Origin of the sequence: Hymenobacter nivis (assembly GCF_006439025.1) — a bacterium.
Classification (GTDB): Bacteria; Bacteroidota; Bacteroidia; order Cytophagales; family Hymenobacteraceae; genus Hymenobacter; species Hymenobacter nivis_A.
Genome location: NZ_RCYZ01000004.1, coordinates 165,807 through 178,484, shown reverse-complemented (window position 1 = coordinate 178,484; position 12,678 = coordinate 165,807). Strand labels below are relative to the sequence as shown.

The window sequence follows — 12,678 nt, the reverse complement described above, 5'->3', positions numbered from 1 at the left end:
GAATAGCTTTTCTGAAGAAAAACTGTACTAGCCGGCCATTAAAAGCGTCCTGGGGGCCCTACTTGGGCATTGAATTCAGCAGTTGCTCCAATTGGTACTCATCGGGAATGAGCACGTCGCGGGCCTTGCTGCCCTCGAAGGGCCCCACGATGCCGGCGTGCTGGAGCTGGTCGATGAGGCGGCCGGCGCGGTTGTAGCCCAGCTTGAGCTTGCGCTGGAGCAGGCTGGTGCTGCCCTGCTGGTGCAGCACGATGCAGCGGGCGGCTTCCTCGAACATGGTGTCGCGCTCGGCGGGGTCGCCGGCGTCCTGGCCGCTGCCATCGTCGCCCTCAGCCCCGGCCACTTCGGGCAGCAGGTAGGCATCGGAGTAGCCCTGCTGCTCGCTGATGAAGTCGCACACGCGGTCCACTTCGGGCGTGTCGATAAAGGCGCACTGCACCCGGATCAGGTCCGAGCCGGCCGAGAACAGCATGTCACCCTGCCCGATGAGCTGGTCGGCGCCCCCAGTGTCGAGGATGGTGCGCGAGTCGATTTTGCTGGTCACCTTGAAGGAAATCCGGCAGGGGAAGTTGGCCTTGATGATGCCCGTAATCACGTTCACCGAGGGGCGCTGGGTAGCTACGATGAGGTGGATGCCGATGGCGCGGGCCAGCTGGGCCAGGCGCGCAATGGGCGTTTCCACCTCCTTACCGGCCGTCATCATCAGGTCAGCCAGCTCATCAATAACGAGCACAATGAAGGGCAGGTAGCGGTGGCCCTTCTTGGGGTTGAGCTTGCGCAGCACGAACTTGGCGTTGTACTCCTTCAGGTTGCGGCAGCCGGCTTCCTTGAGCAGGTCGTAGCGGCGGTCCATCTCCATGCACAGCGAATTGAGCGTGTGCACCACCTTCTTGGTGTCGGTGATGATGGGCTCGTCCGTGTCGGGCAGCTTGGCTAGGTAGTGGCGCTCGATCTTGTTGAAGATGCTCAGCTCCACCTTCTTGGGGTCCACGAGCACAAACTTGAGCTGGGCCGGGTGGCGCTTGTAGAGCAGCGAGGCCAGAATCACGTTCAGGCCCACCGACTTGCCCTGGCCCGTCGCGCCCGCCATCAGCAGGTGCGGCATCTTGGCCAAATCGGCCACGAAAACCTCATTAGTGATGGTGCGGCCGAAGGCAATCGGCAGGTCCATTTCCGTGCGGGCAAACTTCTCGCTGCCCAGCACCGAGCGGATGCTCACCATCTCCTTCTTGGCGTTGGGCACCTCGATGCCGATGGTGCCCTTACCTGGAATGGGCGCGATGATGCGGATGCCCAGCGCAGCCAGGCTCAAGGCGATGTCGTCCTCCAGGCTCTTGATTTTGCTGATGCGCACCCCCGCCTCGGGAACAATCTCATACAACGTAACCGTAGGCCCGATGGTGGCCTTGATGCTGGCGATGGTGATGCCGTAGTGCCCCAGCGTCTCCACGATGCGGTCTTTGTTGGCCTCCAGCTCCTGCTGGGTCACCTGGGCCTTGGCTACGCCGTAGTCGGTGAGCAGCTCCAGCGTCGGATATTGGTAGCGCGAGAGGTCCAGCGTCGGGTCGTAGTTCACGTCCGGCATCGCGTCCGCATCCTCCACCTCGTCGGCCACAGCCGCAATGGCGGCCCCGGCGTTGGGGTCCAGGTCATCGCGGCTGGGCACCGTAATTTCCAGGTTGGTGCTGGGAGCCTGGGGCTTGGGGCTGGGGGCTGGGGGCCCATCGGCCAGGTCGGCCAGCGAAAGCGGCGTAGGCACCGTGGCCACCACGGGGGCCCCGGGCGCCACAAACGCCACCTCGGGCTCGGGCTCCGGCATTTCTACCGAAAACGACGGGCCGCTTGCCACGGCCAGCGGCACTGCGGCGGCCGCGGCCGCGCCAGTAGCGACCGCCGGAGCCACGGCTAGCGCCACGGCTGGGGCCCCAATCCCAGCCACGGCCAGCGGGCCAGCCACGCTCAGGGCGGGGCCGGGGCTGGGCTGCGGCGCGGGCTCATACTCGACCGGGGCAGAGGCCCCAGCGGCAGCGTATTCGTCCTCAGTTTCCTCCGCGGCGAAGGCCGGGGCCAGTGGCGCGGGGGCCCTGGGGGTGGGCTTGGGGGCGAGCGGACGGGCCTGGGCAGCGGCGGCAGCGGCTTCCTCGGCTTCGATTTCGGCGGTCAGCTCAGCGTCTTCGTCGGCCTCGGCCCGGGCGGCCGAGCGGCCGAAATTGAAGGGCAACGTGGTGATGTTAAAGAAGAACACCACGAACGAAATCAGCACAAAAGCCAGCAGCAGCACCGTGCCCCAACCGATGAGGCTGCTTAGCCACGAGGCCGTTTCGAAGCCCACGCCGCCGCACAAAAAGTCAAGGCGGTGGGCCAGGGCCGGGTCAGCGCCCGGCGCGGGGGCCCCCAGGGCCACCACTACGTAGCCGAGCAGCGTGCTCAGCCAGGCCATCGTGAACAGGCCCAGGGCCAGCACGTAGCTCACCGAGCCGGTGGCGGTACGGAACACGATTTTGTAGCCCAGGAAAAACACGATGGGAATGAGGGCAAACGCCGCCACCCCAAACAGCTTGTAGATAAACAGTTGCGCCGCCCAGGCCCCCAGCAGGCCCAGCCAGTTGTTCGATTCCTGCCCCGCCTCTTTGGTGGGGATGGTGCCCATGGCGGCCACCACGCTCTGGTCGGCGTGGCCCGTGAACAGGAACGACGTGAAGGCGATGGTAAGGTACAGGCTGCCCAGCAGCAGGCCAAACCCGATGAACAAGTGGAAGCGCCGGTCGCGCACCAGCGCCTTGAGGCCGGCCACGCCGGGTATGGGGCCCCGGGGCCCCCGCGGGGCGCGGGCGGCCTGGGCCTGGGCGGCCGCCTTAGCGGCCTTGGGCTGGTTGGTGGCGGCGGGCCGCGGCGGGCGCGGGGCCGCCGCGGGGGCCGGCTCGGCGGCGGGCCGGGGGGCGTTGGCGCGCGGGGCGGCGGCCGGCCGGCCCTCGGCGGGGCGGTTGGCGGAGGGGCCCGGCGGGGGGTTCTTATAGCGGTTGTCGGCCATGCGGAAAAGCAGCGGAAAAGCCAAATTTACGCACGGCCGGCCAGTGGGCCGCTACGGGATTGTGGGGCCCCTAGCTGCGCGGGTGGAACTCGGTGATGACCTGCCGCAGGTAGTCGCGGTCGAGGTGGGTGTAGATTTCAGTGGTCGTGATGCTGGCGTGGCCCAGCATTTCCTGCACGGCCCGCAGGTCGGCCCCGCCCTCGATGAGGTGGGTGGCGAAGGAGTGGCGCAGCGTGTGCGGGCTAATGGTTTTGCGCAGCCCCGCCTGCTCGGCCAGCTTTTTAAGGGTGGTGAAGACGGTGATGCGCGAGAGCGGCCGCCCGCGCTGGCTCAAAAAGGCATGGTCTTCGGCCCCGGGCTTAATGTCGAGGTGGCCGCGCACGCCGCGCAGGTAGAAGTTGAGGTGCTTGAGGGCCTCGCGGCCCACCGGCACCAGCCGCTCCTTATTGCCCTTGCCCAGCACCTTCATGAAGCCTTGCTCAGCGGCAATATTCGACAGCTTCAGTTCGCACAACTCGCTCACGCGCAGGCCCGAAGAATAGAGCACCTCCAGTACGGCGCGGGTGCGCAGGCCCTCGTCGGTGCTCAGGTCGATGGCCGCGAGCAGGGTCTCAATTTCGGGGTAGCTGAGGGCATCGGGCAGGTGGCGGCCGGTTTTGGGGGCCTCCAGCGTGTCGGTGGGGTCGAGCTTGATGAGGTCCTCCATGATCATGAAGCTGAAGAAGGCCTTCAGCCCCGAGAGCGTGCGCGCCTGCGAGGTGGCCCCCAGCCCGAGGTCGGTGAGGGTGTTGAGGAAGTCGCGCAGCAGCCGGGTCGTCACCTGCTCGGGGCGGGCGGGCACCCCCTCCCCTACCAGAAACTGGTGCAGCTTGGTGGCGTCGCGCACGTAGGCCTCCACCGAGTTGGGCGAGAGGGATTTTTCGAGCTGCAAGTAGCCCTGGAATTGCCGGAGGGCCTGGGGCCAGGTCATATCATTTAACAGGTATTATTTAACATTTAACACGCGAACGGGCCCGGGGCCTTTGCACTTTGCCCGCGTACTTTGAAGCCGCAAGCTACGCCGAGGCCGCACGGCAGCCGGCCCGGCAGTTGCATGGCCAAGGGCCCCGGGGGCCGGCGGCGTATTAAATGCTACTTATTAAATGTAACCGCATGGACCTTCTCATCATCAACGGCCCCAACCTCAACCTGCTGGGCCGCCGCGAGCCCGGCATCTACGGCAGCCGCTCGTTCGACGAATTTTTCCCGGAGCTGGTGGAGGCCTTTCCCGACCACACGCTGACGTACTTCCAGAGCAACCACGAGGGGGCCCTGCTCGACAAGCTGCACGAGGTGGGCTTCACGCACCACGGCATCATCTTGAACGCCGGCGGCTTCACCCACACCAGCGTGGCCCTCGGCGACGCTGTGGCCGGCATTGCCACGCCCGTGGTGGAGGTGCACCTGAGTAACATCGCCGCCCGCGAAGAATTCCGCCACAAAAGCCTCATTGCCAAGCACTGCGCGGGCAGCATCGCCGGCTTCGGCCTCGAAAGCTACCGGCTGGCCGTGCAGTGGTTTGCCAGCCAGCGGCCCAAGCGCGTGGGCTTCGGGCGGTAGGGCCCCAGGCAATATCCCGAAAAAAATCGGGTTAAGTCAGGGCCCCGCGCCCGACCTTTGCGGGGCGAACGGCGCCGGGCGGCGCGCCGCTTGCCGTTCCTTCCCCTGACTTTACCTGACTTTCCCGTGCTTCAGCAATTCACGTTCAACGTTGGCCCTTCGGCCGTGTACCCCGCCGTTCGGCAATACCTGCAAGACGCCTACGACGAAGGCTGGCTCTCGGCTCCGCACCGCGGCGAGCGGTTCACGAGCCTGGTGCGCCAGGCCGTGGCCGACCTCAAGGGCAAGCTCAACATCCCGCAGGACTACACGGTGCTCTTCACCGGCTCGGCCACCGAGTGCTGGGAAATCCTGGCCCAGGGCCTCACGCCGCGCCGCAGCTTCCACCTTTATAATGGCGAGTTCGGCAAGAAGTGGTTCGACTACGCCCGCGCCCTGCGGCCGGAGAGCACCGGCGTGCAATTCGACATCAACGAGGTGCCCGACATGGGGGCCCTGCCTTTCGTGGGCGAGGACACCGACCTGGTGTGCGTGACGCAAAACGAGACCAGCACGGCCACCCAAATCCGCGAAACCCACATCCTCCAGCTCTTCAACCGCCTCGGCGGGGCCCTGCTGGCCGTGGACGCCACCAGCTCGCTGGCCGGCCTGAACCTCAAATTCATCAAGGCCGACGTGTGGTACGGCTCGGTGCAGAAGTGCTTCGGGCTGCCCGCCGGCCTGGGCGTGCTCATCCTCTCGCCCCGCGCCGTGGCCAAGGCCAAGGAGGTGAACGACCGCGCCCACTACAATGGCCTGCCCTCGGCCCTGAGCAACATGCTCAACCACCAGACCAACTATACGCCCAACGTGCTGGGCATCTACTTGTTGAGCCGCGTAATGGCCGACCGTGAACCCATCAAGGCCGTGGCCCAGCACCTGGCCGACCGCGCCCAGAAGCTCTACGACTTCTTCGAGCAGGCTACGCCGTTGCAGCCGCTCATCACCAACGCCGACGCCCGCTCCACCACCGTCATCGGCCTGCAGGGCGAGCCCGCGCTCATCGAGGAAATCAAGCGCAAGGCCAGTGAGGCCGGCCTTACGCTAGGCAGCGGCTACGGGCCCCTGAAAAGCACCACCATCCGCATCGCCAACTTCCCGGCCGTGTCCGACGCTGCAATGGAAGCCCTGGTGCAGTTTTTCGTGAAGGAATACGTGACAGTTTAGGGCCCCGGCAGTTTGTCGTTCCGAGCGCAGCAAGGAATCTGAGGACGTATTCACTGGGGCCCCAGATTTCTCGCTATGCTCGGAATGACAATTAGTTAGCACATCCATGTTCAACCTCCAGCAAATCTTTTCCGTCACGCTCACGCTGTTCGCCATCATCGACATCGTAGGCTCGGTGCCCATTATTATTCAGATTCGGCAGCGCGAGGGCGAAATCAAGGCCGAGCTGGCCACCGTGGTGGCGGGCGGGCTGATGGTAGCATTCCTGTTCCTGGGCCAGAGCATCTTGCGGCTGTTCGGGGTTGACAACGAGAGCTTTGCCCTGGCCGGGGCCGTCATTATCTTCCTCATCGGCATGGAGATGATTCTCGGCATCGAGCTGTTTAAGTCGGACATGACGGCCCACACGGGCTCCATCGTGCCGCTGGCCTTCCCCATGATCGTGGGGGCCGGCACCATGACCACGCTGCTCTCGCTGCGCGCCGCCTACGCCCTACCCAACATTCTGGCTGGCATCGGCCTGAACCTGGTGTTTGTGTACGCCGTGCTCAAAACCAGCCCCTGGATCGAGCGCCAACTCGGCAAGGCCGGCGAAGACGTGCTGCGCCGCGTGTTCGGCGTCATCCTGCTGGCCATCGCCATCAAGCTCTTCAAGGCCAATTTTTAAATTTTAGTTGTCTATTGCCAGTCGTCCGTTGCTAGATCATTTGCTTCGCTTCATCTGACGACAAACAACTGACAACTAGCAACGCACAACCAACGTGATTACCCTTTTCACCGACGGCTCGGCCCGCGGCAACCCGGGGCCCGGCGGCTACGGCGCCATCCTGCGCTACGGCCCCCACGAAAAAGAGCTGGCCCAGGGCTACCGCCGCACCACCAACAACCGCATGGAGCTATTGGCCGTGATTGTGGGCCTGGAAGCCGTCACACGCCCCGACATCCCGGTGCTCGTCGTCTCCGACTCGAAGTACGTGGTGGACGCCGTGGAGAAGCGCTGGGTGTTTGGCTGGGAGAAAAAGCCCGACTTCGGCAAAAAAGCCAACCCCGACCTGTGGCGCCGCTTCCTGGCCGTGTACCGCCAGCGCAAGGTGTCGTTCCGCTGGATAAAAGGCCACGCCGGCCACGCCGAAAACGAGCGCTGCGACGTGCTGGCCGTGCAAAGCGCCCTGGGCAAAGGCCTGCTGGTGGACGAGGGATACGAGGGGCCGGGGTAAAATCAACGCTTCGCCCCTTCCTCAGCAAACTTAATTGCCCGTCCAATGCCCTTCAGTGAAGCCTACTTGCGCAGCATTGTCTTGGGTGACGTAGTAGGTAATTTTCCGCCTTTCACCACCGGCAGCGTCACCAAAACGGATAACTACATCCGCAAAATTGTGGCGCGCCTGGCCAGCAGCGCCACCCTCCTGGTTGAGGCCGATTTTAGCAGCTACGGCAGCGGCTTTGCCTCGTATGTGGAGGTGCGAATTTCCCAGAAAAGTCAGTCGGCTGCCGTGACGCAGCGCCCCAGCCAGCGTACGGTCAGCCAAACAAATTGCCTGCTGCTCTATATTTCCCGGCTCACGCCCTACTGGTTTTATGGGGGTGACAACTGGTTTGAAACGGCTGGCCAGGGCGAGCGAGCAGGGAGTGGATTATTTTTGACGCCCGGGAGTCAAATCATTATCAATCAGCAGATTTGGCAACACGAGCGGCAGCGGGTAGAAGCCGTGCTGCAAGAGTTTCGCTACGGCCTGCTAACGCCCGAAGAGTTGGAGCAGCCAGCACCGGCGGGCATCTACATTCCTACTGAGCTGGCCGAAAAACCCTACACCGTTTTCGACTGCTTTTTTTACTGGCAAGACTAACCCAACCGCTTGCCCGTGCCCAACGACTACTTCCAGTTCCAGCAGTTTCGCATCACCCAAGGCGACTGCGCCATGAAGGTGAGCACCGACGCCTGCGTGCTCGGCGCGGCCCTGGACTTGGCCGGGGCCACCCGCCTGCTCGACATTGGCACCGGCACCGGCCTGCTGGCCCTTATGGCCGCCCAGCGCCACCCCACGGTGGCCATCGAAGCCGTGGAAATTGACCCCGCCGCCGCCGCCCAGGCTGCCGCCAACGCGGCGGCCAGCCCCTGGGGGCCCCGCATCCGGGTGCACCCGCTGGGCCTGGCGGCCTACGCCGCCACGGGGCCCGCGCCCTTCAGCCACATCGTGTGCAACCCGCCGTTTTTCCTGGGGGCCCTGCGCTCGCCCAACGCGGCCCGCACCACCGCCCGCCACGCCGCGCCCGACACGCTCACCTTCGCCGAACTCAGCCGCTTCGCCGCCGATTTCCTGGCCCCCGGCGGCCGCCTCACGGTGCTGCTGCCCGTGCCCGAAATGGAACGGTTTAGCGCCGCGGCCGCCGCCGCGGGCCTGCACCCGGCCACGCGGCTGGCGCTGCGCCACCGGCCCGGCGGCCGGGTATTGCGCCACATCGTGGCGTTCGGGCGGGCCCCGGGGGCCCCGGCGGAGCAGGCATTAGCCATCCGCACGGCTGAAGATGATACCGTTTATTCGGCGGATTTCCGGGCGCTGCTGGCAGGTTTCTACCTGGCGCCGTGACGCCGGCCGGGGCCCGGCGCGGGCGCCGCTAGCAGGGGCCCTCTTCCTCTTGAAACGCAATGCCGTAGTCGGCCGCCAGCTCGTCCAGGATGGGCGCGTATAGCTCGGGCACGACGGGGATGACCACGCCGCGCTGCGGTACTTCGCCCCGGGCCAGCCGCCGCACGGCCATGCCCAGGGGCAGGCCCACGGTTTGGGCCATGGCGGTGCGAGTGGCGTCGGCACCCGTCACCACCAGCGACGACGTGCGGCGGTGCGCCTGGCCAGCTCGCTCGTACTCGAACACGTGCTGCATCACCACCAGGTCGCAGTCGTGGGGCCCCAGCTGCCATTTGTCGGCCAGGCGGCGCTCCAGCAATTGGGCGGGCGTGGCGTCGGCGTGGCCCACCGGGTGCTGGTCGGAAAACAGGCCCAGCCAGTTCAGGCGGCCCATTTCCTCGCCCTCGGGGGCCAGGCCCAAGTAGGCGGCCACGCGCAGGGGCAGCGGCAAACCCGGCACTTTGGCCACCGGCAAAAAGGCGTCCACCAGCGCTGCCCAGCTCATGGTTTCGGGGTTGCCGAGGCGGGTGCTGTCGTCCGTCAGCCCCAGGCTAACCAGCGCCTGCCAGGCGGCGCAGTAGCCCGGGCGGCGCAGGGTGCCGCGCAGCACGGTGGGCACGTCGGCCAGGCCGTAGGGGCCCCGGTAGCCGAGCGAGTCGCGGTTGGCATAGCCCTCAAAGTCGCCGTGGCCGGGCACGGCCACAGGCTCGGCCCGCGCAAACAGGTGTTGGTACGGGATGAAGCGCAGGTGGCCGCGGTCGAGGTAGCGGGCGGGGCCGCCCTGGCCGGCCAGCACCACGTTGCGCGGGTTCCAGGTAAACTTATATTTCCAGGGGTTGTCGGCCTCGGCGGCCGGGGCCAGCAAGCCCCCGCAGTACGACTTAAACGACGTGACCCGCCCGCCCCGCGCCCGAATGTCGGCTAGGGCCCGCACTGCCGACATGTGGTCGAGTCCCGGGTCGAGGCCGCACTCCATCAAAAACACCAGCCCGGCAGCGGCGGCCTCGGCGTGCAGGGCCTGGATTTCGGGCCCCACGTAGCTGGCCGTGGCCAGGTGGCGGCCGTGGCGCAGGCAGGCGCGGGCCACGGCCGGGTGCAGCGCGGCGGGCAACATGGAAATCACCACGTCGGCTTCGGCCACGCGGGCCTCCAGGGCCCCAGCGTCGGCCGCGTCGAAGGGCACGGCGCGGGCGTACTGCGAGTGGGCGGCCAGCACGGGGGCCAGGTGGGCGGGATTGGCGTCGGCCACGGTCAGGAACCAGCCTTCGGTGGGCGCGTGGCGCAGCAGGTACTCGATGAGGGAGGCGGCCGAACGGCCGGCCCCGAGCAGCAGCAAGCGGGTTATCGTCATGCGGGCAAATGTACACGGGCCCGGCGGCCAACCGCGGCGCAGCGCCTACCTTCGTCGCCCCGTTTTAATTTCTACATGGCCCGTACCCCCCGCCAGCTTGCCCTGGCCTACGACGAACTCGACGCCCCCGCCGACCTCTCCCCCACCGAGCTGCTGGTGTGGGAGGCCGCCCGCGCCGCCACCGCCCATGCCTACGCGCCGTACTCGCGCTTTTGCGTGGGGGCCGCCCTGCTGCTGGCCGACGGCACCACTTTCCAAGGCACCAACCAGGAAAACGCCGCCTATCCCTCGGGACTCTGCGCCGAGCGCACCGCGCTCTTCGGCTTGGCCGCCGCCCAACCGGGCCACCCGCCCATCGTGGGCATGGCCGTGGCCGCCCGGCCAGCCACCGGTGATTTTGGCCCCGCCATGCCCTGCGGGGCCTGCCGCCAGGTGATGATTGAGTACGAGTCGCGGCAGGGCCAGCCCATTGCGCTGCTGCTGCCCAGCCGCCACGGCAGCATTCTGCGCTTCGCCGCCCTGGCCGACCTGATGCCGTTCAACTTTCTGGCCGACGACCTGCCCAGCGCCTAGGGGCCCCAATAGGCTGTTTGTTGCCAATTGCCAGTCATTGCATAGCTCACCGACTGGCAACTGGCAATGAAAAACTGACAACTTAACCTTCCCTTTATGTCCACTGAGCACCACTTGGTTGTGCCGCGCACGGCTCGCTACCAGCAGCTGGGCACGCCCTCGGCCGCCACGCGGCGGGTATGGTTCGTGTGCCACGGCTACGGGCAGCTGGCAGCGTATTTTATACGGCACTTCGCCGCCCTAGCCGCCGCCGACCCGGGCCTGGTGGTGGTAGCACCCGAGGGCCTGTCGCGTTTCTACCTGCACGGCCACGCCGGCCGCGTAGGGGCCAGCTGGATGACCCGCGACGACCGCCAGCACGAAATTGACGACCAACTCACCTTTCTGAACCAGCTGGCAAGCCACGTGCTGGGCCGCTGCCCGGCCGGGGTACCGGTCACGGTGTTGGGCTTCTCGCAGGGCACGGCCACCGCGGGCCGCTGGCTGGTAGGGGCCCCATTTCGACCCGCGCACCTAGTATTATGGGCCGGTGCGTTCCCGCCCGATACCAACCCTGCAGCAACGGACCAACTAATTCAAAACCTGCCCATTACCCTCGTAATAGGCGAACACGACGAGTACTTAACGCCAGCCGCGGTAGCGGAGCAGCAAGCGCACTTGCAGCAACTGGGGGCCCTAGTGGCGGTGTACACCTTCGCCGGCGGGCACACCTTGAATCAAGAAGTTATCGCCCAACTGGGCCACACCGAGACCAGTTAGCTTGGCTGCCGAAATATGGTGGCCGCCGCACCCTGGGCCGCGGGCAGCAGCAGCACATCGGCCACATTGACGTGGGCTGGGCGCGTCACCATGAACGCCACGACATCGGCCACGTCCTCGGCCCGCAGCGGCTCGAAGCCGTCGTACACCTTAGCCGCGCGCTCGGTGTCGCCCTTGAAGCGCACCTCAGAAAACTCCGTTTCTACCGCGCCGGGGGCCACCTCCGCCACCCGGATGCCGAAAGGCAGCAAATCAAGCCGCATGGTTTTGGTGAGCATGCTCGCCGCCGCTTTGCTAGCGCAGTACACGTTGCCGTTGGCGTAGGCCTCGCGTCCGGCAATGGAGGTGATGTTGACAATAAAACCAGTCTTGCGGGCCGTGAGGCCGGGCAGCACGGCGTGGGTCACGTTCAGCAAGCCGCGCACGTTGGCGTCTAGCATCACGTCCCAGTCGTGTGGGTCACCTTCCTGGATGGGGTTGAGGCCGTGGGCCCCCCCGGCGTTGTTCACCAGCACGTCGATGGCGGCAAATTCGAGCGGTAGCCCGATCACGGCGGCCGTGGTGGCGTCGCGGTCGCGCACGTCAAACGTGAGGATGTGGACCGGCGTGGGGGCCAATTCCGCCGCTAGCTCGTCAAGGCGTTCGCGCCGCCGCCCGGCTACCACCAATTGAAAACCAGCCCGGGCCAGGGCCACCGCCGTAGCGCACCCAATGCCGGACGAGGCCCCTGTTACAAATGCCGTTTTTATCACGTAGCTACTGGTAATAAGCTGCCCGATAGCCGCTTAGTTTTGGATATTCAAGTACAAGGTCACCGTGCTAGTGCGCAGGCTTTGCAAGCTCTGGCTGTACACGTCGGGCTGGTTAACCAGCAGGTTGCGCAGTCCGTATGAAAAGCGCAGCTCCGGCGCAAACTTGAACAGCGGGTAGAACAGATCCAGGCCGACGCCGTACTCCAGGGTCAGGTCGTTATCGTTTACTTGCAGCTTGTTGCGCAGCAGGTCGCTGCGACGAGTCGTCACGCTCACGCTCGGCTTCACGCCGGCAATCATGTACATCCGCGTATTGCCCCGGCGCTTCGACTGGTACTTCAAAAGCAAAGGGAAGTCCACCACTGTCGAACTCACTTCTTGGGTGAAGATAGAGTCGGGCGATGTCAGGTTGTGGGGCTTAAACTCGACCCGGCGGGTGCGGAAGTTTACGCCCGGCGCAAACCGCAGAATAAATGGCGAGCCCGAGTGCCCCAGCCGCGCATCGGCAATAATGCCCACCCCGAAATCGGGGCTGATGATGGAGTTGGCCGTCATCATCTGGCGCTGAATGTACGTGGCCGACTGCTCGATGGCAAACCGCGAGAAGCCGGGCGCGAAGTACAGCCCCGGGTGAAACCAGCGCTCGTCGTAGTTCGACAGGTTGGCCACCGTGACGCCTTTCAGGTTGCCTCCCCGGCCGCGGTTGGCCTTGGCAGGCTGGCGCCGCTGCTGCGCCTGCCCCACCAGCGGCAGGGCCAGCAGCAAGGCCAGGGCCAGCAA

The 12,678-nt window shown here is 65.8% G+C and carries 13 protein-coding genes; 8 read left to right on the top strand and 5 right to left on the bottom strand.

Annotated features, from left to right (window positions below; all coding sequences use genetic code 11):
* Positions 1 to 58: 58 nt before the first annotated feature.
* Both EAH73_RS11080 and xerD read right to left on the bottom strand, forming a co-directional pair.
* A complete protein-coding gene (locus EAH73_RS11080) occupies positions 59 to 3,031 on the bottom strand; it encodes an FtsK/SpoIIIE family DNA translocase (RefSeq protein WP_140466569.1) in 2,973 nt (990 codons plus the stop codon).
* Between the two features lie 70 nt (positions 3,032 to 3,101).
* Positions 3,102 to 4,001: a site-specific tyrosine recombinase XerD gene (xerD, locus tag EAH73_RS11075; protein ID WP_140466568.1), complete on the bottom strand. Its 900-nt coding sequence runs from the start codon at positions 3,999 to 4,001 to the stop codon at positions 3,102 to 3,104.
* Positions 4,002 to 4,183: 182 nt separating this feature from the next.
* Here xerD and aroQ point away from each other — a divergent pair, with 182 nt between their 5' ends.
* The 6 genes from aroQ (at position 4,184) to EAH73_RS11045 (ending at position 8,424) form a co-directional block, all read left to right on the top strand.
* Positions 4,184 to 4,630, top strand: coding sequence for a type II 3-dehydroquinate dehydratase (gene aroQ / locus EAH73_RS11070; RefSeq protein WP_140466567.1), 447 nt, complete (start codon positions 4,184 to 4,186; stop codon positions 4,628 to 4,630).
* Positions 4,631 to 4,756: 126 nt separating this feature from the next.
* Positions 4,757 to 5,836 (top strand): aminotransferase class V-fold PLP-dependent enzyme, encoded by a 1,080-nt coding sequence (locus EAH73_RS11065; RefSeq protein WP_140466566.1) that lies wholly within the window; start codon positions 4,757 to 4,759, stop codon positions 5,834 to 5,836.
* A 106-nt stretch (positions 5,837 to 5,942) separates the two neighbouring features.
* Positions 5,943 to 6,503 (top strand): MarC family protein, encoded by a 561-nt coding sequence (locus EAH73_RS11060; RefSeq protein ID WP_140466565.1) that lies wholly within the window; start codon positions 5,943 to 5,945, stop codon positions 6,501 to 6,503.
* 94 nt (positions 6,504 to 6,597) lie between these two features.
* Positions 6,598 to 7,053 carry a ribonuclease HI gene (gene rnhA / locus EAH73_RS11055; protein WP_140466564.1) on the top strand — a complete coding sequence of 152 codons (456 nt, stop codon included), beginning with the start codon at positions 6,598 to 6,600 and terminating at the stop codon, positions 7,051 to 7,053.
* 45 nt (positions 7,054 to 7,098) lie between these two features.
* Positions 7,099 to 7,683 (top strand): hypothetical protein, encoded by a 585-nt coding sequence (locus EAH73_RS11050; protein ID WP_140466563.1) that lies wholly within the window; start codon positions 7,099 to 7,101, stop codon positions 7,681 to 7,683.
* 15 nt (positions 7,684 to 7,698) lie between these two features.
* A complete protein-coding gene (locus tag EAH73_RS11045; protein ID WP_240047216.1) occupies positions 7,699 to 8,424 on the top strand; it encodes a tRNA1(Val) (adenine(37)-N6)-methyltransferase in 726 nt (241 codons plus the stop codon).
* A 28-nt stretch (positions 8,425 to 8,452) separates the two neighbouring features.
* Here the strand turns inward: EAH73_RS11045 and EAH73_RS11040 are convergent, their stop codons facing one another.
* Complete coding sequence (locus EAH73_RS11040; RefSeq protein WP_240047215.1) at positions 8,453 to 9,814, bottom strand: saccharopine dehydrogenase family protein; 1,362 nt, start codon at positions 9,812 to 9,814, stop codon at positions 8,453 to 8,455.
* Positions 9,815 to 9,889: 75 nt separating this feature from the next.
* On the opposite strand from EAH73_RS11040, the gene EAH73_RS11035 reads away from it, so the two are divergent.
* Together EAH73_RS11035 and EAH73_RS11030 are read left to right on the top strand one after the other, a co-directional pair.
* Complete coding sequence (locus tag EAH73_RS11035; RefSeq protein ID WP_140466562.1) at positions 9,890 to 10,387, top strand: cytidine deaminase; 498 nt, start codon at positions 9,890 to 9,892, stop codon at positions 10,385 to 10,387.
* Between the two features lie 96 nt (positions 10,388 to 10,483).
* The gene (locus tag EAH73_RS11030) at positions 10,484 to 11,146 is read left to right on the top strand and encodes an alpha/beta hydrolase (RefSeq protein WP_140466561.1); all 663 of its coding nucleotides are present in this window, start codon (positions 10,484 to 10,486) and stop codon (positions 11,144 to 11,146) included.
* Here the strand turns inward: EAH73_RS11030 and EAH73_RS11025 are convergent.
* On the bottom strand, positions 11,143 to 11,898 hold the full coding sequence (locus EAH73_RS11025) for an SDR family NAD(P)-dependent oxidoreductase (protein ID WP_170214081.1): 756 nt from the start codon (positions 11,896 to 11,898) through the stop codon (positions 11,143 to 11,145). The two genes, EAH73_RS11030 and EAH73_RS11025, sit on opposite strands and share 4 nt — an antisense overlap.
* Before the next feature lie 33 nt (positions 11,899 to 11,931).
* The gene (locus tag EAH73_RS11020) at positions 11,932 to 12,678 is read right to left on the bottom strand and encodes a porin family protein (protein ID WP_161599510.1); all 747 of its coding nucleotides are present in this window, start codon (positions 12,676 to 12,678) and stop codon (positions 11,932 to 11,934) included.